The 19,775-nt window shown below is 68.3% G+C and carries 13 protein-coding genes and 3 pseudogenes; 8 read left to right on the top strand and 8 right to left on the bottom strand.

All coding sequences use genetic code 11. The features are described 5' to 3' along the window. Positions 1–30 precede the first annotated feature (30 nt). Complete coding sequence (locus DI276_RS35930) at positions 31–684, bottom strand: Crp/Fnr family transcriptional regulator (protein WP_198681120.1); 654 nt, start codon at positions 682–684, stop codon at positions 31–33. Positions 685–811: 127 nt separating this feature from the next. On the opposite strand from DI276_RS35930, the gene DI276_RS35935 reads away from it, so the two are divergent. From DI276_RS35935 to fxsT, 3 genes are read left to right on the top strand one after another with little or no spacing between them, the layout of a single operon-like run. After that, the gene (locus tag DI276_RS35935; RefSeq protein WP_157985143.1) at positions 812–2,926 is read left to right on the top strand and encodes a VMAP-C domain-containing protein; all 2,115 of its coding nucleotides are present in this window, start codon (positions 812–814) and stop codon (positions 2,924–2,926) included. Further along, the gene (locus DI276_RS35940; protein WP_112271945.1) at positions 2,923–3,960 is read left to right on the top strand and encodes an AAA family ATPase; all 1,038 of its coding nucleotides are present in this window, start codon (positions 2,923–2,925) and stop codon (positions 3,958–3,960) included. Before DI276_RS35935 ends, DI276_RS35940 begins: the two co-directional genes overlap by 4 nt. Further along, positions 3,957–8,180 carry an FxSxx-COOH system tetratricopeptide repeat protein gene (gene fxsT / locus DI276_RS35945; RefSeq protein ID WP_112271947.1) on the top strand — a complete coding sequence of 1,408 codons (4,224 nt, stop codon included), beginning with the start codon at positions 3,957–3,959 and terminating at the stop codon, positions 8,178–8,180. The genes DI276_RS35940 and fxsT overlap by 4 nt, the downstream gene beginning before the upstream one ends. Before the next feature lie 4 nt (positions 8,181–8,184). Here fxsT and DI276_RS35950 read toward each other — a convergent pair whose 3' ends face one another. Further along, positions 8,185–9,891 (bottom strand): HEXXH motif domain-containing protein, encoded by a 1,707-nt coding sequence (locus DI276_RS35950; protein ID WP_112271950.1) that lies wholly within the window; start codon positions 9,889–9,891, stop codon positions 8,185–8,187. Next, positions 9,885–10,103, bottom strand: a complete 219-nt coding sequence (locus DI276_RS35955; RefSeq protein WP_112271952.1) for a hypothetical protein — start codon at positions 10,101–10,103, stop codon at positions 9,885–9,887. The genes DI276_RS35950 and DI276_RS35955 overlap by 7 nt, the downstream gene beginning before the upstream one ends. A gap of 595 nt (positions 10,104–10,698) precedes the next feature. Between DI276_RS35955 and DI276_RS35960 the strand changes: the two genes are divergently transcribed. Together DI276_RS35960 and DI276_RS35965 are read left to right on the top strand one after the other, a co-directional pair. After that, positions 10,699–12,210 carry an MFS transporter gene (locus DI276_RS35960; protein ID WP_232837148.1) on the top strand — a complete coding sequence of 504 codons (1,512 nt, stop codon included), beginning with the start codon at positions 10,699–10,701 and terminating at the stop codon, positions 12,208–12,210. Next, positions 12,207–12,824, top strand: coding sequence for a class I SAM-dependent methyltransferase (locus tag DI276_RS35965; RefSeq protein ID WP_112271954.1), 618 nt, complete (start codon positions 12,207–12,209; stop codon positions 12,822–12,824). The genes DI276_RS35960 and DI276_RS35965 overlap by 4 nt, the downstream gene beginning before the upstream one ends. A 318-nt stretch (positions 12,825–13,142) precedes the next feature. On the opposite strand, the gene DI276_RS51520 is transcribed toward DI276_RS35965, so the two are convergent. Beyond that, entirely contained in the window at positions 13,143–13,469 is a 327-nt protein-coding gene (locus tag DI276_RS51520) for a hypothetical protein (RefSeq protein ID WP_198681121.1), read from the bottom strand. Positions 13,470–13,858: 389 nt separating this feature from the next. Here DI276_RS51520 and DI276_RS52610 point away from each other — a divergent pair. Next, positions 13,859–13,989, top strand: a pseudogene (locus DI276_RS52610) (IS5/IS1182 family transposase); the annotation flags it as partial. Positions 13,990–14,156: 167 nt separating this feature from the next. On the opposite strand, the pseudogene DI276_RS53495 reads toward DI276_RS52610, so the two are convergent. Both DI276_RS53495 and DI276_RS51530 read right to left on the bottom strand, forming a co-directional pair. Continuing rightward, positions 14,157–14,231 (bottom strand): annotated as a pseudogene (locus tag DI276_RS53495) (hypothetical protein); the annotation flags it as partial. Then, positions 14,225–14,407 carry a hypothetical protein gene (locus DI276_RS51530; RefSeq protein WP_198681123.1) on the bottom strand — a complete coding sequence of 61 codons (183 nt, stop codon included), beginning with the start codon at positions 14,405–14,407 and terminating at the stop codon, positions 14,225–14,227. The gene DI276_RS51530 and the pseudogene DI276_RS53495, both read right to left, overlap by 7 nt. A gap of 214 nt (positions 14,408–14,621) precedes the next feature. Between DI276_RS51530 and DI276_RS35980 the strand changes: the two genes are divergently transcribed. Next, entirely contained in the window at positions 14,622–15,329 is a 708-nt protein-coding gene (locus DI276_RS35980) for a hypothetical protein (RefSeq protein WP_112271956.1), read from the top strand. 88 nt (positions 15,330–15,417) lie between these two features. Here the strand turns inward: DI276_RS35980 and DI276_RS35985 are convergent, their stop codons facing one another. Both DI276_RS35985 and DI276_RS35990 read right to left on the bottom strand, forming a co-directional pair. Beyond that, complete coding sequence (locus tag DI276_RS35985) at positions 15,418–17,658, bottom strand: molybdopterin-dependent oxidoreductase (protein ID WP_112271958.1); 2,241 nt, start codon at positions 17,656–17,658, stop codon at positions 15,418–15,420. An 11-nt stretch (positions 17,659–17,669) separates the two neighbouring features. Further along, positions 17,670–18,329, bottom strand: a complete 660-nt coding sequence (locus DI276_RS35990; protein WP_232837149.1) for a TetR/AcrR family transcriptional regulator — start codon at positions 18,327–18,329, stop codon at positions 17,670–17,672. Between the two features lie 315 nt (positions 18,330–18,644). Here DI276_RS35990 and DI276_RS35995 point away from each other — a divergent pair. Beyond that, positions 18,645–18,722, top strand: a pseudogene (locus DI276_RS35995) (L-serine ammonia-lyase, iron-sulfur-dependent, subunit alpha); the annotation flags it as partial. Positions 18,723–19,775: the final 1,053 nt, after the last annotated feature.

Consider the following 19,775-nt stretch of genomic DNA (forward strand, 5'->3'; position numbering starts at 1 on the left):
GCAAACCGCCGACGCGCGGAGAAGTCTGCGTCATATGCCGCACAGGGCGCGCAATTCGTCTTCGTGAAGAATTTTTATGTCGTTCCGCCGGGTGACGATTATTTTCTCGTCACGCAGCACTTTCAACGTTCTGACCAGTGTCTCACGAGAGATTCCCACAATGCCCGCGAGTTCGCGCTGGCTGAGCGGCACGGTCGCGATCATGTCGTCCTCCTCGCGGTGTGCGAGGTTGAGCAGGACCGCGCCCACCCGGTACAGCGCCGGGCCGGTGCGGAGGTCCTGCTGGTCGCTCGTGGCGCGTTGGCGCGAGACCACGACGCACAGCAAAGCCCACGCGATGGATGGGCGCGCGTGGCACAGATCCTTCAGCGCCTGGCCTTTGATCATCAAGCCGTACACGCGGTCCACGGCGATCAGAGCGGCCGCGCGAGCACCGCCGTCGATCGCCGAGAACTCCCCGACGATCTCCCCGGGGCCGCGCACGGCGAGCACGCTCTCCTCACCCGTGATGGCAGTCCTGGTCACCCGGACTCGACCCTGCCGCACCACGAGCACGTTCCGCGACCGGTCACCCTGGTGACATATCACCTTTTTGGGCGCAAAATCCACCTTGGTCGCCACACTTCGCAACGCTGCGCGATCAGATTCATCGAGCATCCCCCAAAAAGAGCGGCCCTTCCCCATGGTTTCCATGATTGCGGCAAGTGCACCCGCCTGCCCTGACCCGATTGATCTAAATTCGAGCGGGAATAGGACACCACTCGATCACGTCCGGAATAATAGACCGCCACCGGTACGGTTGGGAGCCCTCGTGGAACAGACACCACGCGCCGAGCCACGGGCTGTCCTGGCCGTGGACGTGGAGAAGTTCAGCGATCCCAGCCGCACGAACCACCACCGGGAGATCGCGCAGGACGGTCTGTACGAAGCGCTGCACACGGCGTTCCACGAGAGCAACATCGGCGAAGGCAGCTGGTACGAGGAAGACCGCGGCGACGGAGCCCTGTTCCTGTTCACACCGGACGTGCCCAAGCAGGTGCTGTCCGAGTTCCTCCTCCGTCGGATGGGCGCGAACCTGCTGCGCTACAACGCCACGGTCACGCTGGAGGCACGCATCCGCCTGCGGGTCGCACTGCACTTCGGTGAGGTCACGGTCAACGACAAGGGCGTGGTGGGCGACTGCGTGAACCACACGTTCCGGCTGCTCGACGCCCAGCCGCTCAGGACAGCGCTCGCCGGGTCGTCCAGTCTGCTGGCCGTGATCGTCTCCAAGACGTTCTACGAGGACGTGCTGCGACACGATCCGGCCGCCGAGCCGATGGCGTACCGGCAGGTCGAGGTCAAGGTCAAGGAGACGAGCACCGAGGCGTGGATGCGCCTATCGCCCGAGTCGATGCACGCCGAACCTCGCCCTGCGGCACCGGTCGCCCCCGTCGCGGAGCTCCGCGAGCACACCCTCGTGGGCAACGGTGACCAGATCGGCCTGCTCGCCGAGCTGATCACCCGGATGCCGCTGATGGCTGGACTGGACGCCCGCCGGCTGTGCCTGGAGTTCGTGAACACCTCGCTGGCACCGGACCCGCTCGTGGTCACCGAGTTCACCGACGCCCGGCGGCACGTCTTCGCGATCGTCCTCGCCTGCGTGCACCGCCCCCGCGCCCTCCGCTCGTTGCTCCGGGCGCTGCGCCACCTGGAGCCGGAGGCCACCGAGCTGGAGCAGATCGCCGACGTCGTGAGCGGCATGGCTCCGCTGGAGCTGTTCTCCGACGACGACCGCAGGACGATCACGGAGCTGCTGCGCGGCACCGACTTCCCGCAGCTCTCCGAGTGCTACCGCGCGGCCGCGGGTGACCAGGCGGCGCCGTTGCCGTCCGGTCGCCAGGACCCGGTCGACGTGCTCGCCCGGCTGGAACACGTGAACGCCCGGCCCGACGGTCTTCCGCCGGCGTTGGCGTTGCTGGAACACCTCGCGCTGCACGCGGGCGACGTGCTTTCCCAGCGGTTGTGGCAGTTCTCGGAGCGGCAGGCGGCGGAGATGGGGTTGCACGCCGAGCTGGCCGTGTTGCGGGGGACGATCTCCGCGGTCGCCACCGAGGCGGTCGCGCCCACCGAGGCGTCGCTGGTGCTGCGCGTGCAGCCGCACGGTGTGCTGCCCGACCAGTACCTCCTCTCGGAGTGGCGGCAGACGCGGGCGCACTGGTCACCGCAGCGCGGCGGCGACTATTCCGGCAGTCTCGCCGAGCTGCGCGTGCGCGCCGGTGAGCTGGTCGCGGGAGCAGAGGGGTGGGCGGAGAACGCGAGTTCCATCTCCATCGAGTTCATCCTGCCGAAGGACCTGCTCAACCTACCCGTCGATCAGTGGCTCGCCCCGTCCGACGAGGTCGCCATGCCAATCGGCATCGACTACCCGGTCTGGCTGCGGTCACTGGAACGCAGCAGGGACAAGGAGAAACATCGGCGCTGGCGGCGGCGATACGCACAACTGCAGGCCTACCTCCAGGCAGGGGACAGCCCCATCGACGACGCAGTGCACCGCAGCCAGCTCGACGGACCACGACATCGGCATCTGCAGAAACTCGCCGCGAAGCTCGCGCTCGCCGAAAACGTCGTGCTGCTCGTGCTCGCCGATCCCCCTTCCTGTCCCGACAGCCTCGGGCGGCAGGAGGTCGCCATCGCGTTCAAGACCGGTGTCCCGGTGCTGCTCTGGCACCGGGAGGACTGCGCGAGCAAGGCGTTCCAGACCGCCGTCGAAGACCTCCTGGCCGACGGCGGTCTCGGCAAGCTGCTGGAGAACGTGAAGAAGCTGCGCGGCCAGGCGTTGATCTCCGACGACTGCGACACGCACCCCGGCTCCCACCTCAGCATCCTCGTCGACGACCCCAACCGTCAGGTCGAGCCTCTGCCGCAGGAGGTGACGGCGCCGTGAACTCCACTGCGGCCTGGCACGTCTACACCGGTACCGGACAGCCGCGCACCGATGTCGACCTCCGCACCGACCTGCCGGAACCACCGCCGTGGCGGTCGTTCCGCGGCGGTCCCGCACTGTCCACACCGGACGGTGAGGAGCACGACAACAGCAGGCGGATCGGAGCGCCCGGCGCGGACACCGCCTACCCGGCGGACCGGCACGAGATCGACATGGTGAACGCGGCGCTGTTGCTGCGCCGGCCGTTGCTCGTGACGGGTGGTCCCGGCACGGGCAAGACGTCGCTGGCGTTCCGGGTCGCGCGTGAGCTCTCGCTGGGGCCGGTGCTGACGTGGCCGATCACGTCCAGCTCCAAGCTCCGGCAGGACGGGTTGTACGAGTACGACGCCATCGGGCGCGTCAACGCCAACAGCGCCAAGGCGAGCGGTGTCACCGACGAGCCGACCGACATCGGCAACTTCATCCACTTAGGACCGTTGGGCACCGCGCTGCTGCCGTTCGAGCTCCCGCGGGTGCTGGTGATCGACGAGATCGACAAGGCCGACCTGTCGCTGCCCAACGACCTGCTGGCCACGCTGGAGGACGGCGAGTACCGGGTGCGCGAGCTGGCGCGCGTCGCCCGGCGGACACCGAAGGTCGTCGTGCACACGGCGGATCCGGGCGGTAGCGCGGAGATCGCAGAGGGCCGCGTGGTGTGCCGCGCGTTCCCGTTCATCGTCTTCACCAGCAACAGGGAACGCGAGTTCCCGCCGGCTTTCCTGCGCCGCGTCCTCCAGCTGGAGATGCAGCCGCCGACCGAGGAACAGCTCGCGAGCATGGTCGCGGCGCACTTCAGGGACGCCTCCAGCACCTCGGCGGAGCTGATCCGGAAGTTCCTGCGCCGCAGCGAGTCCGAGGGCGGCCTGGCCATCGACCAGCTCCTGAACACCGTTCAACTGGCCACGACGTCGACCGGCCTCACCTCCGACCGCGCGTCGTGGGAACGGCTGCGCGACGCCCTTTGGCACCGGCTCTCCACCACGGGGTTCGAATGAGCGCCGCGGAGCGGGACCTCACCGCGCGGGACATAGCGGAGGCGCTGTGGCTCGCCAGTCACGTGTGGCGCGTGAGCGGAGAGGTCGCGGAACCCGGCGCCACCCCGGCGGCCGCGGCAACCCGGCACCCGGCTGTTCCCGTACCGCTGCCGCCGCCCACCGATCAGCCGAACGTCGAGCGGGAGACGCGGCCCCTCCCGCAGGCACTCGAACTCCCGGAGATCGAACAGTCCGAACAGGACGTTCCGCAGCACACCGGCACGACCCTGGAGACCAGCGGGGTGGTCAGAGCTGCCGAGCATCTGCCGCAGACCCGCGCCATCTCCCGCGCCCTGCGCCCGCTGGCCGCACTGGTGCCGTCGGACCGCGAGGTGGAGTTCGACGAGGAGACCACCGCCGTCCGCGTCGCCGAGACCGGTGTGTGGCTGCCGGCCTTCCAGCCCGCCATGGTTCACCCGTTCGAGGTCGTCCTCGTCGTCGACACGGCGTCATTGGAGATCTGGCACCGCGAGATCGCCGACTTCCGCGCCGTCCTCGAGACGCAGGGCGCCTTCCGCACGGTGCGGTTGTTCTTCGCGGACTTCAGCGTGGAGACCGCGGTCGAGCTCGTGCTGCGCGGCGGCGCCCCCGACGGTCCCGTTCGCAGCCCGGCGGAACTGCTCGACCCGACCGGCCACCGCCTCGTGCTCGTGCTGACCGACGGCGTCGGCCGCGCCTGGCACACCGGCGCCGCCGACAGAGTCGTCGGATACTGGGGCCGCTCGGTGCACGTGAGCTGCCTCCACCTCCTGCCGTACGAGCTCTGGAGCTGGACCGGCATCACGACCACCCGCGTGCAGCTGCACGTGTCGGCCGCCGGCGCGCCCAACAGCCGCATCCGCTACCGGCTCACCGACCCGTCCGACGAACGCCCGCCCGACACCGCGTTGCCGGTGCCGGTCCTCGAGCTGCGGCCCGACTGGCTCGACCTCTGGACGCAGCTGGTGACCTCCGCGGGCCCGGCGGTCCGGCTCACGACGTTCTTCGCCGACCCCGGCGCCAAGGAGAGCAGCGTCGAACTCGACTCCCAGCTCGACCTGAGCCCGGCCGAACGCGTCACCCGCTTCCGCACCTACGCGTCCCCGCCCGCGTTCTCCCTCGCCGGAGTGCTCGCGGCCACCCCGGTCCCGCTGCGGCTCCCGGTCATGACCGCGGTCCGCAAGACCGTGCGGCCGGACACCAAGCTCTCGCACCTCGCCGAGGTGCTGCTCGGTGGCCTGATCGAACGCGAGGAAGGCACCTCCGGTACCTACGAGTTCCGAGAGGGGCTTCGCCAGGAATTGCTCGCCACCTGTTCCAGAGCGGATACCGCACGCGTTCTGCGGACAGTGGCGGACTTCCTCGGGCCCAATGCAGAGGCCACTCGCGGCCTGAAGGAGGCACTCGACGACCCGAGTGCAAACATTTCGGCCGCTACCCCCGAATCGCTACCACATCTGCGGTTGCAGCAGGTCATATTCCGCGCAATGTCCGGGCCCTACGCAAAACGCTCCAAGCTTATCAGTGCATTAATCGAGGACTTCACGGGACCGCCCGCAACAGCAAAGGAAGCGGGCGAGATAATGCCGCGCATGCGCGCGAATGACGCAGAGTCGTCACCCACATTGATTAATGATCCGCCTTCCCCAGGAGGGAATTTTGTGACGCTACGCGATGACGCCTCGTCCACGCTCCTGGGGCGACATGAAGATGTTCCACGAGCTTGGTCGGCTCCCCAGCGGAACTTCAACTTCACCGGCCGGTCCCAGATGCTCACCGACCTCCACGACCGCCTGACGTCCAGCGACACCAACTTGACGGCAGTGCTGCCGGAAGCTCTTTACGGACTCGGCGGAATCGGAAAATCACAGGTCGCGATCGAATACGCATACCTGCACGCCGACGACTACGACATCGTGTGGTGGATTCCTTCGGAGGACCCGACACACATCCGCTCGGTTTACATCGCGTTGGCCGAAAAGCTCGGAATTCCCAACACCGGTGCCGTCAACGCGGTCATCGAGGCGGTGCGTGAGGCATTGCGCCGCGGTCATCCGTACCGGCGGTGGTTGCTTGTGTTCGACAACGCCGAAAACCCAGAAGAAGTTCGTCCTTTCTTCCCCACCGGCGGTTCGGGACACATCTTGGTGACATCGCGCAACTCCCAGTGGTCCAGCGTGGCCCAGACCGTCCAGGTCGACCTGTTCAGCCGCGCGGAGAGCAGGCAGCTGCTGCAGCGCCACAACCAGGGCCTCGGCGACGACGACGCCGAGCAGATAGCGGACGTGCTCGGCGATCTGCCGCTCGCGATCGAGCAGGCGGCGTCCTGGTTGAGGGAAACGGGGATGAACGCGGGCGAGTACCTGACCCTGTTCGCGCAGAAACGTGCGCAACTGCTCGAATCCGGCCTTCCGCTCGATTACCACGTGCCGGTCGCCGCGGCGTGGAACGTCTCGCTCGACCGGCTCGGCCAAGAGAACCCCGCCGCGCTCCAACTGCTTCAGGTGTGCTCGTTCTTCGCACCTGAACCGATCAGCCGCAGCCTTTTCATCGAGTTGCAGGGAATCCCGGTCCCCACTGAACTGGGCGAGGCCTTGCGCGATCCGCTGTTGCTCGCGAAAGCGATGCGGCAGATCAACCGGTACAGCCTCGCGCAGATCGACCAGAACAAGTCCACCATTCTGCTCCACCGGCTGGTGCAGGCCGCGTTGTACGACCGGATGACGCCGCAGGAACGCTCGCAGATGGGCCACGCCGCGCACATGCTGCTCGCGACCGACGATCCCCGAGGCCCCGGCAGCGAGAAGAACTGGCCCAAATACCTCGAACTGCTGCCGCACGTACGTGCCTCCAAGATGCACGAATGCGACGACCCGTGGGTCCGGCGCACCGCGCTGCACAGCGCTGTCTTCCTCTCGGCGTGGGGTGACGACCAGAGCGGCCTGGTCTACTGCCAGGAACTATTCGAGCACTGGAAGCAGCGGTTCGGTGAGGACAAACCGGACACGCTCAACACGGCCAAGCAGATCGGCATCTGTCTGAGGGCGCTCGGCCGTTACAAGGACGCGCTCGCGGTCGACGAGCGGGCCTACGAGGTGGCGCAGGAACACCTCGGCAACGAATCCGAGAACACGCTCATTCTCGCCAACATGGTGGCTCAGGACGTGCGCGCGCAGGGCGAGTTCACCAAGGCGTGGGAACTCAGCGACAACGCCTACCGAATCGCGAAACGCCTTTACGGCGACGAGGACGGCATGACACTCGCCGTCGCCGAGAACCTCGGCATCGCACTCCGCCTCATCGGGAAGTTCTCCGACGCCCGCGACGTCGACAGGTCGACCTGGGAGATCCGCGCGCGGCTGCTCGGCGACGAGCACCGGTTCACGCTCTCCACCCTCAACAGCCTCTGCCTCGACATCCGTGAGTGCGGCGAGTACGTCGAGGCCAGGGACATGCTCGAAACCGCGGTGACCAAACACCGCCGCCTCTTCGGTGACGACCACCCGGACACGCTGCGGGCCATCAAGAACCTCGCCGTGACGCGGCGCAAGGCCGGCGACCACACCGGCGCGCTGCACCTCTCCGAGGAGGTGCTGCAGCGGTACACGAAGCGGTACGGCGAGAACTACCCCGGTTCGCTGGCGGCGTCGATGAACCTGGCCGTCGACCTGCGGCAGACCGGTGCGCTGGCCGAGGCGCGCGACCTCGGCGAGCACGTCGTCCAGGCCTACGCCGACACGCTCGGCGAGGGCCACCCGTACGTGCTGGCGGCGAAGACCAACCTCGCCGTGGCGCTGCGGCTGCTGGGTGACGTCGACCGGGCCTCCGCGCTCAACGAGGAGGCGTTCGGCAGCATGCAGGACGCGCTCGGCTACGACCACCCGTTCACGCTGGTGTGCGCCACCAACAGGGCGAGCGACCACGCGGCGTCCGACGACTTCGAGAAGTCCTACGCCCTCAACCAAAGGGTGCTCGAACGCTCGACCCGCGCGCTGGGCGAGAACCACCCGTCGACGCTGGCGTGCCTGGCGAACATCGTGCTCGACCTCCGCGGCCTCGGCCGCACGGCGGACGCGGAGTCGCTGCAGATCGACGTGATCACGAGGTTCCAGCGCGTGCTCGGCAAGAACCACCCGGCGACCATCGCCGCGGCCAGCAGCACCCGCGCGGACTGCGACCTCGAAGCTCTGCCGACCGGGTGAGCGCTCACTCCCCGACCCACGCCGCGATCGCGCGTGGGTCGGGGACGAGGCCGGTGCGGCGCCGCACCTCCGCGTGCAGGGCCAGGACGACCTCCGGCGTCCGCAGCAGGGCGCCGGCGGCGGGATCGGAGAGCCCGAGGCCGATCCACGCCGGCACGTCGTACGGCCGCTCGGCGATGTCGGCGGCGTACCGCCGTGCGGCGGCCTCGTGCTCCCCTTCCACGTGCAGCAGGTCCGCCGCGGTGGCGGTGGGGACGGTGGCCGCGTGCTCCGCGAATCCCGCCGGTTCCCGCAGCCGGATCCGGCGCAGCTCCGTGCGGGCAGGCGGTGTCGTCGGGCGGGGCGTCAGCATCGAAGGCGGCAACGGGTCCCCTGGCCGGGGTTCGCCGACCAGCCACGCGTCGGCGAGCCGTCCGACCGCCGCGGAGTCCGGGGTGAGGTGCCGGGCTCGCCACGTGGCCCGGTGGTCCTGGGCGGCAAGGCGCGCCTCCCGCCGGGGCAGTGCGCCGACCCGGATCTGGCTCCACTGCGCCAGCCTGGCGGCCATGACGGTGGCGAACCTGCGCCCGAGCTTCGTCAGGTCGCGGCACTCGCGCAGGATGCGGGCCGCGTGCGTGGTCTGGCCACACCAGAATGCGAACTCGAAGTCCGCACGCGCTGACGCGGCGACTGCACGGCGTCCGCGCCAGAAGTCGACAACGCCCAGAAACGCGTACACGCCTTGATAAAGTCCGCTGACCGGCCGTGGGTCGTCCCGCCAAGGCGCGTAATGGCGAGCAGGACCACCGATGGCGCACAACGGTTCCATCGTCGCGAGCGCGGTGAGTTTGGTGTGCTGCACCTCGTGGGCGAGGACCTCCGCGAACGCGGCCGAGTCCGGGGGCTCCGACATCAGCACGGCGCCGTACGCGTCGGCCGACGAACCGCTGAAGAGCTTCGCGTTCACCTCGGGCACCGGCACGATCGTGCTCACCAGAGCGGAGAGTGCGTTCGCGTGCGCCGCGCCCAGCAACGTGCACGCCTCCGCGAGCCCGCCCGCCCAGCGGGCCACGTCGCCCTCGGCCAGCCGCTGCGGCTCAATCTGCTGGGCGCGGAAGTCGCGGTGCGGCTCGACGTCGTCGAGCAACGGCGTGAAGACGCCGGCGCCGATCCGCCGCACCGGCGACCAGTTCTCGTCGTCCGGCACCCGGACCACGTGGTCGCGGCACGAGAACGAGAGCCGGCCGGAGATGTTGTCGGCGCGGGCGACGTCCCACGGCCGCGCGCCCGGCACGGTCGCGAGGCCCAGTGAGGGCACCGAGATCAGCCCCCGGCTCACCGGCACGTCAAGGGAGAACTCGACGCCGCAGCGGTGGGCCGCCGCCACGGCCACGCATCTGAGATAACCGATGCCCACCCACAGCGGTTCGGCGGAGTCCATCGTTCCGCGCATCCTGCGCAGCAGATCGGCGAGCCACACCCCGACCTGGGGCAGCAACAGCACTTCCCGCACCCGTTCCGGCGACTTCTGCTGGGCCGCCACGAGCAGGTCCCACGCCTCGTCGATGCCCAGCAGGAACTGCTGTTCGGAAGCCAGCTCCAGCAGTGCGCGCAATCCCACCAGCCGCGAGCTGAACTGCCCGTCGCTCAACAACGTCAACAGCTCGTCGTCGCCACCGCCACACGCGAGCCGGTCGATCGAGCGCAGGGGCAGCCGGTGCGGGCTCAGCACGTGATCAACGGCAGCGGCGGCCGCTCGTCGTGCCGCTCAGGCAGAGAACTTCCGCTGCAGTCGGAATCCTTGTTGCTCATCCGTGCGTTGCGCTGGCTGGGATCGGAAGCATCGCGCAACATGGTGAACACCGACGCCGCGACCGCCTCATCGCCGGTGTGCCGGAGCTCGTCAAGGGAAATGCCGGTCAGGTCGACGAGTTCACAACTCATCTCTGGAGCATCTTGCATGGGTCCTCCGGACTACCGACGGTGACACCGACGTCACTTGCATCATGCCCAATCGACCTGGGATATGGGAGATCCTTTCGCGTACTTGCGGGCTGCTCCATCCGCTCCAACTTCAGGAAACCACCTGTACCGAGCGTCGAAAATCCCGGCGGAGCACAAAAAGTTGACAGTATCTGGACAAGGATTCCTGGTGGACAAGGAATACCGTCATCGCATTGTGGTGCGGCGCCGGGTTTCGGTTCGGACGGGTCAGCTGGAGCGCGTGACCGAACCCGCGTCCGAAAGCCCCCGCAGCACGAGACTCAACGCGTGCGCCAGGTGCTCCTTGTGCTCGAAACGGGCGCACCATCGCGCGCCTGATGCAAGTGGTTCTGCTGTTGCCGCTCCAGCGCTGCCAGACGACGACGCCACCACTCGGCAGCCGTCACCAGCCGGTCGGCTGACGCTTGCCCACCATCCGGCTCTCCACCTCTACTACCCGAGGATGACTTGCGACCCGTCTGCAGGTTGAGGCGGCGCCGACGGGAATTGGTAAGAGTAGAGCTGTGCATCGCCATCTGCGTGAGGTCGGCTGGTCGTGACCGATCCTTCTACCAAGGTCCTGGTAGGCAGGCGCTGGCTCGTGCTGGCGATCTTGTGCGCCAGTCTGCTGCTGGTCTCCGTGGACGCGACCGTGCTGCACATGGCCCTGCCCGCGTTGTCAGAGGACCTGCGGCCCACCGCCACCAGCCAGCTGTGGATCATCGCGGTCTACTCACTGGTCGCGGCGCCACTGCTGCTCGCCTTCGGCACACTGGGCGATCGCTACGGCCGCCGCCGGATCCTGGTGCTCGGCTACGTGGTGTTCGGTCTGGCCTCACTCGCCTGCGCGTGGGCACCGAACGTTGCGGTGCTGATCGGCGCGCGAGCAGCGCTCGGAGTGGGCGGCGCGATGATCATGCCGGCCACGCTGTCGCTGTTGCGCCAGGCGTTTCCCGACCGTGCCGAACGGCAGACGGCCATCGGCATCTGGAGCGGCGTGGCCGGTTCGGGAGCGGTGCTCGGACCGCTGCTGGGTGGCTTCCTGGTGGAGACGTTCTCCTGGCACGCCGCGTTCCTGATCAACGTGCCGGTGATGGTCGCGGCGATTCCGCTGACCTACTGGCTCGTCCCGGAGTCCGCAGATCCGCCGGACGGGCCGTGGGACGTGCTCAGCGCGGTGCTGGCCGCGCTGGGCGTCGTGGCGGTCGCCTTCGCGATCAAACAGACCCCGCACGGCGGCACGATGTACGTGCTCGGCCCGGTGGCGGGACTGCTCGGATGCCTGCTGCTCGTCGCATTCGTCCGGCGGCAACGACAACTTCCGGTGCCTCTGCTCGACGTGACGCTGTTCCGCAACCGGGCGTTCAGCGTCGCGGTCAGCAGTGTGCTGCTCGTCCTGACCTCGTTGGTCGGCCTGGGCCTGCTGTTCGCCCAGTACCTCCAGCTCGTGCTCGCGCTGCAGCCCATGCAAGCCGCGCTGCGACTGCTGTTCGTCATGGCCGCCGCCGTCATCGGCAGCGTCGTCGCCGGCCCGTTGTTGCAGCGGTTCGGGAATCGCCGGGCAACGGTCGCCGGTTTCGCTGTCAGCGCGGTGACACTGGCATGCGCCGCCGTCGGTCTGACGGTGACCGAGAACCTGTGGCTGCTCGGACCCGTGCTGGCCGCGACCGGGTTCGGTGTCTCGATCTCGCTCACCGCGGCCTCCGACGCCTTGCTCGCCGCCGCGCCGGCCGAGCAGGCAGGTGCCGCGGCCGCTGTCGAAGAGACCGCCTACGAGCTCGGCGCCGGATTGGGCGTCACGATTCTGGGCAGTGTGGCGACCGTGATCTACTCGGTCAGCCTGACCGGCCTGCCCAGCACTGCCACGCAAGCGCGAGACGGTCTCACCGAAGCGACGGCCGTTGCCGCCGCACTACCGCCCGAAGCCGGCACCGAGCTCCTCGACCTGGCCCGTGCCGCGTTCGTGACCGGCATGCGCGCCGCGATGGTGGCCGGTGCCGTTCTGTTCGTCCTGGCCACGATCGCTGCCGCGCGTGCGCTACCGAAAACAAAGGAACCGCAACAGTGACCGAGCTGGACATCCAGACCACCACAACACATTCGGCTGAGCCGGGTGTCCGCGGCGGCTGGCGCACACCCGACCGCCTGTACCGGATGATCAGCAGCCCGGTACTGCGCATGATCCTCGGCTGGGACCTGCCCCGCTACGACCTGCGCGTGATCAGCCGCCGCCCCGGCACGATCTGCCTGGAAGTCGGCAGCGGAGGAGGCTTCTACACCGCCGCGCTCAAAACCCACCTGGGCAACGAAAACACGCTGATCGCCCTCGACCCGTCACCGTCAGCCATGCAATCGCTGGAGCGCCGGCTGGACGGGCTGCCGGGCGCACAGATGTCCTATGTGGCCGGTGACGGCTGCAAACTTCCGCTGGCCAACGACCAAGCCGACACGCTGTTCTACGGCTACAGCCTCGAAGAGATGCCCGACCCGCTGTCAGCCATCCACGAGGCGCACCGGGTCCTTCGACCAGGCGGAGAACTCGTCCTGTTCCTCTGGCGCCCCGTGTTCACCCGGCATCGCCGGCGCCCAGTCATCGCCCTGCTGGACGAACTCTTCGAACGCCGTCACACCGCCGCCGGCCCGCAGAACATCCGCCTGATCTACCGAAAGCTCACCGAGTAACCCCGCGCAGCGCAGACCAGCCGTTGGCGCCACGACTCCTCCACCTGCCGTGTCGCTGTCGCACCGCCACACCCGCCCGGCCGTCAGCCCTTCCTGGTCGGCCGTCAGCCCGAAGGTGCCGAACAGGTCGCGGAAGCAGTCGTGGTCGTGCGGGCGGAACTCGCGTCGGTCGATCCCGGCGCGTTGGGTGACCGCAGCCAGGCGCAGGTCCCCCGGCCCGGCCCGGCCCGGCCGTCGTCGGCCGGTCGGGAAACCGTGATGTACCTGCCGGTGGCTCCTCCTGCGGGCTCGATCGGGTTGGTGCGGCGGCAACCGGGCTCAGTGCTTGAGGACCATGGCCGAGAAGGTCGCCCCCAGCCCCACCGAGGTCATCAGGTAGCGGTCGCCGGGCCGCAGCCGTCCGGCGTCGACCGCGGCGACCTCGGCCAGCTCGGCGGCCTGTGCGCGGGACAACCGGGCCGGGATGCGGTGGCCCTTGTGCATCCCGCCCTCGGTGATCGCCTCCTTGGCGAAGTCGAGGTGGACGGCGCCGTCGCGGCCGACCGTCACCTGGTAGTTGAGGTCGGTCTCGAGCAGCACCAGTGGCCCCGGCACACCGAGCGCGGACCGAATCCGTCCGAGGAAATCTGGTGGAATCTCCGCCACGTGTCACTTCCCGTCTGCGCTCAAGTTGCCGGATGACGTCGATGAACATATTGGCCCAGTGCGATCCGCAGGTAGGGACGGGAAGCGCGCACTTCCGAACCCGGCTGATCGGGTATGGCCGCCGGTCGCGCCGGACCATCGCCCGAATGTGCGCCCCGCACGACCAGGAGTGATCTCACCAGCGCTGCGTAACATGGCCGGGGAAGAATCGAGTCAATTGGTTCGACGCTTGCCCCGGCAACTCGAAGCGGCAACCGGACGCGGGAGCAATTTCTGTGAATGATTCCAAAAAACGTCGTCTTCGGCATGCCCTGGTTCGCGCGAATATTGCCATTCGCACCGAACGCCCGCTCTACCCCGAGTACAGCAATCCGGTCGACGACTCGCTGGTCGATGCTGTCGGCGAGCAGGGCGTGGCCACGCTGAAGTCTTGGCGGCCGATGCGGAAGCTGCGGTGCAGCACCACCTGCGTCTCGACGTGGTCAAAGCCGTCCTGCCCCTCCACCCGGCACCCTCAGCCTGTGGCTGCAGGAGCTCACCGCTTCTCCCACACGGGTTCCGATGGCAGCCCGAGTTGTGCGCAAGCGCGGTCGGTGAGCTCCTGCACCAGCGCCGTCTTCGCTCGCGCATACTCATCCGATGCCGTGCCGCGACGATCGCTCGCTTGAGCTGCGCGTAATCGGCCGCGTCCGCGGGATGGGCACGCAGGTGGTCCCGGAAGATCCGCTGGTTGCGCGTAGGCCAGCTCTCCGGGCTCACCATGTGCAGGACATGGCTTCGGACGCCGCTGTCTGCGCGGACGTACAGCAGCCGTCAGTCATGCCGTTGTCGTGCGGGTGGAAGCCGAGGCCGGCGAGCGCCGCCTGGTGGGGTCGAGCGTGCCTGAGGTCGCAGTCGGGGTCGTAGTCGACTGTGCGGATGCTGCTGGACGCCGACACGGCCGTCATCCTGGGTCAGCGCACGCTGCGATGTCCACGAACTTCCACCGGGCCCACCGGCTCCGTGTCTGGCCTATCACCCATTTGGTGGTCAACGAGACGTGGTACGGCAGCGTTGTCGAAGCGTCGCGTCCCCCGCAGGGTCGGTCCCCGGCGTTCGTGTTCGCGATGTGCGACCTGGAGTGCCCGCTTCGCGATGATCTTTGAGGGTGACATGACGCGGTGGATCACCAAGAACGGCAAGCGCATTCCGCTGAGCGGCGGCGGTAAGGGCGCGGGGACGGTGGTGGCGGCCGGCGTGCTGGCGGTAGGACTTTCGGCCGGTGCCGGCGGCGGTGGTCTGACGCTGGGCGGGTCAGGCGTGGCGTCGGAGGTGGGAGCCGGTTCGCAAGGAGCCGCGCAAGGTGCCGGCTCGGGAGGGTCACCGCAGCTCAAGGTCCGCAAGTCCGACGGGCAGAAGTCGGCACGCAAGGGCGATGCCGACGCAGCCTGGCAGCGCCTCGGCGTGCGACAGCTCAAGCGAACCGCACGACAGCAGGCCGAGTGCGTGGCGTCGTCGTTCGGCCAGATCCGCGACTTCTTCACCCGTACCCGCTGCACCTCGCTGGAGCGGGCTCTGTTCCTGGTCGGAGACGGCGCGGGCAACTCGGCGGTGGTGTCGGTGGTCTGGGTGGGGCTGGCCTCCGCGCGCGACGCCGACAGGTTCGAGTCCGTGATGAAGATCCACGGCAGCGGTGACATCTACCCGCTCGGCTCCTCCTTGCTCGGGATGGCCGACATCCGGTTCACCGGCCTGCGCTACGGCAGCGACCGTGACGGCAAGAACGTCACCATCGCCGAGGCAGAGCTCGCCGGCGGCAGCATCGACCACGACACCCTGGACGCGATCGCCGAGGTCTCCGCCTACCTCCCACGCATCTGACCAGCACCCGCAGATCTGACCGGCGCTCGCGCGATGTGTGGAAGCACGAACGTGGTGATGCACGAAGCGCCGAGGGGCTTCCCGTTCTTTACTTCAGCTCCGGTCCGAGCGGTTCGAGTCGCGCCGGCACGTGCTTGTGCCACGGTGTGCCGGCCCACTCGTCGCGGTCCTCGGCAGCGGTGAGTTCGTTGGGAGCGACGCCCGTTCGCTCCTGCACCGTGAGGCCGAGGCCGTTGGGCAGCGAGATGTGGCCGGCGCGCATCGAGTCCGTGGTGTCCACCGACACCTCCGCACTGCCGCGCCTGGTGGTGAGCCGGACCCGGTCTCCTGTGGTGACGCCCAGCCGCGTCGCGTCGGCGGTGCTGATGCGCAGGCGGCCGTCCGGGTCGCGCCGGCGCCAGCTGGGATCGCGCATGATCGTGTTGGCTGTGAAGGCGCGGCGTTCGCCTGCGGACAGCACGAATGGCCAGTCCGGATCGTGTTGTGGGACAGGGCGTTCGCGCAATGCGGCTACCGCAGCGAGCAGTTCCGGCACCGCGAGGTTGATCCGGTCGCCAGGCAGGCGGTGCCACGACGCGTCGTAGTCGTCGACGGTTATGTGCACACCGTGCGGGCCGTTGATGATCGCGTCGAAGAGCCGCTCCCCCGCCTCCAACCCGGACCCGTAGCCCGCCTTCTTGACACCAGCAGGGTTTTTGCGGGCGCACTCGTGGGCGGCCATCCACAGCACGGCGGCCGCTGCGGCGTCGTGCGGCAGCGTCGGGCCGAGCGTGCGGTACAGCAGCACGGACGCGAGCCGCCGCTTCACCGGATCGGCGAGGACGGCGAGGAACGCCTGCGCGAACTGGACGCGTCCGGCGGCTGCGGCCGCGCGCAGCGGTGCGTAGTCGGCCTCGGTGAGCGCGCCGGACGCCTCGACGAGCCGGGCGTGGATCTCCGGTTCGGGCAGCACGCCTTCCGGTGCGGGTACGACGGGGTGGCGTAGGTGGAAGATGTTGCGCGGGAAGTCGAAGTTGAAGAACGTGGCCTCGAACTTCTCGAACTGCGTCGGGGCGGGCAGCACGTAGTCGGCCAGGCGCGCGGTCTCGGTCATCGCGACGTCGATCACGACCACGAGCTCCAGCGCCCGCAACGCTTCCCGCATCCGGGCCGAGTCGGCCAGGGAGTGCGCGGGGTTCGCGCTCTCGACCAGCATCGCCCGGTAGCGGGCCGGGTGATCGGTGAGGATCTCCTCGGCGATCACGTTGCACGGCACCAGGCCGCTGATGATCCGCGCACCCGCGACCGGGCTGCGCGGGCCCTTCCCGTCGGCGTGCCCGCGGTCACGGCCGATCGGCACCAGGCTGGACGGCACGTACTGGGTGCCCCGCTTGCCGAAGTTGCCGGTGAGCAACCAGACCAGCTTCTCCACGTAGCTCACCAGCGTGGAGTCGCGGTTCATCTGCACCCCGAGGTCCTCGAACACGGCCACGGACTCCGCGGCGGCGATCCGGGCGGCGACCGCCCGCACGAGCGTCTCCTCGACCTCGGCGATGGCGCAGTAGTCGCCGACCGAAACCTGTTGCAGGACAACGGTGACGGCATCGAGGCCGTCCGCGTGCTCGGCGAGCCAGTCCGCGGCGATCAGGTCCTCCTGCACGAGCACGGCGGCCAGCGCGGTCAGCAGGTAGAGGTCCGTGCCAGGCCGGACCTGCAGGTGGAAGTCGGCCAGCTCCGCCGTCTCGGTCCGCACGGGGTCGATCACGATCATCGACCGCGCTGGATCCTTGGCGATGTCCTTGAGCACCGACCGGGCCCGCGGAAAACCGTGCGACTGGTAGGGGTTCTTGCCGACGAACAGCGCGACCTCGCAGTGCTCGAAGTCCGCGCGGACGATGTTGCCGAGCATGCGGGCGTTCACCCAGAACTCGCCGGTCTTCTCCTGCGCGAGCGCCGACGAGCGGTAGCGGGCACCGAACGCCGCCAAGGTGGCGGGCGAGTAGGCGCCGCCGAGGTGGTTGCCCTGGCCGCCGCCACCGTAGTAGAAGATCGTCTCCCCGCCGAAGGTGTCGCGCACCTCGCCCAGCCGCGCCGCGATCTCGCTGATCGCGGTGTCCCAGTCAATCTCCTCGAAACCGCCGTCGGGACGCCGGCGCAGCGGGTGCGTGATCCGCCCGGTGTCGCCGTTCTGGTGCAGGTCAAGGCGCAGCGCCTTGTTGCAGGTGTAGCCCGCCGACGCGGGGTGGAGCTTGTCACCGCGGATCTTGTCGAACGACCGGCCGTCCTCGCCGACGAGGATCTCGATCCCGCAGTTGCACTCGCAGAGGATGCAGGCGCTGGGTTTCCACATGGGCCAGGCTCCTAGTCTCGTCGCTCCAGCAGGGGCGCGATCTCGACGAGCACGTCGTCGAGCGGGCCCAGATCACGATGCGCACGGCACAAGATGATCGCGCCCTCGACAACGGACACGATCAACGTCGCCAGCCGCTGCGCGCGCTGCGCGTTGAAACCGCTGGCGGACAAGGCTTCGGAGAGACTGGCCTGCCACTGAGCGAAGATCGAACGCACCACATCGCCGGCATCGGGGACGATGTCACGGCTGTCCAACGCCATGGCGGCCACCGGGCAGCCCGCCCGGAAATCGGTCTTGGTCAGCGCGCGCTTCCAGAAGGTGACGAGACGTTCCACCATCTGCTGCACGTCACCCTCGGCCGCGGATTCGCTGACCATCGTGGCGATGTAGTCCCCCGCCTGCCGGACCGCGCCCAGGACCATCTCGTTCCGACCACCGGGAAAGTGGTGGTACACGGAACCTCGCGGCGCGCCACTGTGCGCCAGCACCGCATCGACCGTGACACCGGCCGCGCCACGTTCCCGCAGCAACAGCACGGCGCTGTCCAACATCCGCTGCTTGGTGCCCCGCCTGCCCTGATCGCCCATCACACCTCCCTGCCTCAGGAGTATGACAGATACCATAGTCACCTGCCGCCGATCACGGGTCTGCGCCGCGATGTCGTCCATCGGCGTCGAATCGAGTTGCCGCTCGCGACAGACACCGTTGAGCCGTGTGAGCAGACTGCACCTCGCAGGCTCGCCCGCCTCTCCCGATGTCACTTCCACCGCGTCCGCCGCTACTTTCGAGCCACGAGCCGCCGGAACCGCGCCCGCAGCCACCTGGGGCCGCCCAGCGGGAACGCACGATCTGACACGTGAACACCAAAGCCTGCAGGTAGATCAACCGGTCGAGCGCCCACGCTCCGCACGACGTCAGCGAACCGGCTGCTCGGTGACCGGTTGGTCGACGCCTGCGTGATGCTGGATCCACAGCCGTTGCCCGCCGAGATCGGTCTCGAGCACCATCTCGACCTCACCTGCGACCCGATCGGCGGGCTGGTGCAGATCCCGTGCATCGAGATCGATCTGGGCCGGATTGGCCCCTTGGGCAGCCACCCGAGCACTCGCCACACTCGATCCGCACGGGCCGCCACACCCGCCCCGCCACTGAGGCGTTGACACGATCGCGACCGCCTCGTCTTCTGCTCGCAATGGGCGAGATCCTTTCCGGCCGCCGACACCCCGGCCGTGCGGAGCTGTGGCCTGCGCGCGACCGGGAGAGGTGTTCCACGAGGGACGAAGGTCAACCGCGACGCGGTGTCCAGATTCGTGCAGCACCCAGATCACGAACAGCGTGAACTCAGCGGCGTCGTAGGTCACATGGTGGGGCGCGCACAACGTCGAAAGCCTCAGTCGAGTGGTTCGGTATCAGCCAGGTCTACCGCGGCCACCTTCGTCCACGCATCTATCGCCACCCAGTGGCGGAACTCGCCGAACCGGGCACCCACCGCGCGGAGCACCCGTACACGACCTTGCCGAAAGCCTCGGCGGCTCGAACGCATTCCTCGTGTTACGGGGTTGTTGCCCAAATGGTGGACACGACGATGAGAACAGCAGCCGCACTGACCACGAACAGCTCGACGCCGGAGTCCGACTATCGGTCGACCACGAGGGCATCGCAGAGCCAATGCGGTTGGCCGAGTCGTTCTTCGTCACCATCAAGGCCCGAGCTGTTACACCGGCACACCCGGTCCGCGAAAGCCAAGGCGCACGTGATCTTCGAATACATCGGGCACCGGCACAACGTGCGCCGACGCTCGACAGGCCACCTCAGCCCGCCACCTACGCGGCTACCCGCGATTCCACTTGGCCCCCAGGTGTCCTGACCAGTCCTTGCGACTCCGCCCTACCGAACAGGACAAGGCCGGATTGGATGGAATCGATCCTGGTTCTGCACAGCAATCGACAGACGCTCCAGTTGTTTCTGGAACAAATGTTGCACACGAGACTTAGTGGCCCCTCCCGCAGCGAGCAGCCGCTTGTAACGTGGCCGTTATCCCCAAAAGGACAGTCGACGCGAATCGTGAACGCACCCACCAGGTCACGGCCAATTCCTGGCGAACCGCTCAAAGG

It is taken from the genome of Lentzea terrae (assembly GCF_003265345.1).
In the GTDB taxonomy this organism is placed as follows: Bacteria; Actinomycetota; Actinomycetes; order Mycobacteriales; family Pseudonocardiaceae; genus Lentzea; species Lentzea terrae.

Excerpts from the sequence above, each read along its gene's own strand:
- DI276_RS35930 (WP_198681120.1), bottom strand. The coding sequence starts at position 684 with ATGGGGAAGGGCCGCTCTTTTTGGGGGATGCTCGATGAATCTGATCGC.
- fxsT (WP_112271947.1), top strand. The coding sequence starts at position 3,957 with ATGAGCGCCGCGGAGCGGGACCTCACCGCGCGGGACATAGCGGAGGCG.
- DI276_RS35955 (WP_112271952.1), bottom strand. The coding sequence starts at position 10,103 with ATGAGTTGTGAACTCGTCGACCTGACCGGCATTTCCCTTGACGAGCTC.
- DI276_RS35980 (WP_112271956.1), top strand. The coding sequence starts at position 14,622 with ATGACGCGGTGGATCACCAAGAACGGCAAGCGCATTCCGCTGAGCGGC.
- DI276_RS35985 (WP_112271958.1), bottom strand. The coding sequence starts at position 17,658 with ATGTGGAAACCCAGCGCCTGCATCCTCTGCGAGTGCAACTGCGGGATC.
- DI276_RS35990 (WP_232837149.1), bottom strand. The coding sequence starts at position 18,329 with ATGGACGACATCGCGGCGCAGACCCGTGATCGGCGGCAGGTGACTATG.